Below are 1,430 nucleotides of genomic sequence, written 5' to 3'. Positions count from 1 at the left end.
GAGATATGCTCGGAAGTGGTGTACGGGGGATTGAGGTGGGAGATTGAAGGCGGTGGAGGTTTCAGCTGAGAATCTGATTGTCGAAGTCGGAAACCAGCAAACAACAAACCATCCACCATGAGCAAGTTTACGGAAAAAGAGGTCGTCGGTCTATCGGAAGTCGGTCTGGGGCTGGACGAATTGGTCCGGCACGGAGCGCGGCAGGTGATTCAGCAAGCAATCGAAGCGGAGCTGTCGGCGCTGCTGGAGCGGTTCGCGAACGTCAAGACATTGCACGGCCAGCGTGCCGTGGTACGCAATGGCTATTTGCCGGAGCGCGAGGTGTTGACGGCGGCCGGGCCAATTGCGGTAAAGGTTCCGAAGGTTCGCGATCGGTCAGGATCAGGCGTGAAGTTCAATTCATCGATTGTGCCGCCGTATGTGAGGAAGTCGCCGCGCGTGAGTGCCGCGCTGCCGTGGCTGTATTTGAAAGGCATTTCGACGGGCGACATGAGCGAGGCGCTGGGTGTGCTGCTGGGCGAGGATGCCAAAGGCTTGTCGGCCAATGTGGTGAGCCGCCTGAAGGCGCAGTGGGCTGAGGAGCATGCGAGCTGGAGCCGGCGCGAGCTGTCGACATCGCGCTACGTGTACTGGTGGGTCGACGGCATTCACACCGGCCTGCGCAGCGAGAACTCGGACGGCCAATGCCTGCTCGTGATCATTGGCGTGACGCCGGAGGGCAGGAAGGAGCGTGTGGCGATCGGCGACGGGTACCGCGAGTCGAAGGCGTCATGGCAGGAGTTGCTGCTCGACCTGAAGGCCCGTGGCCTGCAGGCTGGTCCGCTGCTCGCAGTCGGCGATGGCGCGATGGGTTTCTGGGCCGCGTTGGAGGAAGTGTTTCCTGCGACGCGCGGCCAGCGCTGCTGGTTCCACAAGATGGGCAACGTGCTGAATGCCCTGCCGAAGTCGCAACAGGGCCGCGCGAAGGCGGATCTGCAGGCGATCTGGATGGCTGCCACGCGCGCCGACGCCTATGCCGCGTTCGATCGTTTCGTGGCGATCTATGGCGCCAAATATCCGAAGGCGACGGAAACGTTGAAGAAGGATCGAGAAAGCTTGCTGGCTTTCTACGACTTCCCGGCCGAGCACTGGCAGCATTTGCGCACGACCAACGCGATCGAGTCGACGTTCGCGACCGTGCGCCACCGTACCACGCGTACGCGCAACTGCGTGTCGCGACCCACCTTCCTGGGTCTGGCATTCAAGCTGATCGAGGAAGCCGAGAAAACCTGGCGCCGTATCAACGGCCCCGAACAGATCAAGCTGTTGCTGGAAGGAATTCCCTTCAAAGACGGCGAGCCGGTGCAAGACGATCGACCGGTTCAGCAGAAACTCGCCGCTTGACGTCGCCGACCATCAAGCTGCCCGTACACCACTCTTGACGTTATCTC

Annotated in this window: 1 protein-coding gene; it reads left to right on the top strand. The window is 61.4% G+C overall.

Going from position 1 to position 1,430, the window contains the following annotated elements; genetic code table 11:
• The first annotated feature begins 117 nt into the window (after positions 1-117).
• The gene (locus AC3WQZ_RS35645; RefSeq protein WP_454750025.1) at positions 118-1,383 is read left to right on the top strand and encodes an IS256 family transposase; all 1,266 of its coding nucleotides are present in this window, start codon (positions 118-120) and stop codon (positions 1,381-1,383) included.
• Positions 1,384-1,430: the final 47 nt, after the last annotated feature.

This window comes from Cupriavidus sp. FW305-26 (assembly GCF_058787975.1).
The sequence above is the reverse complement of the archived record's forward strand: the minus strand, read 5'-3'. Positions and strand labels throughout refer to the sequence as shown.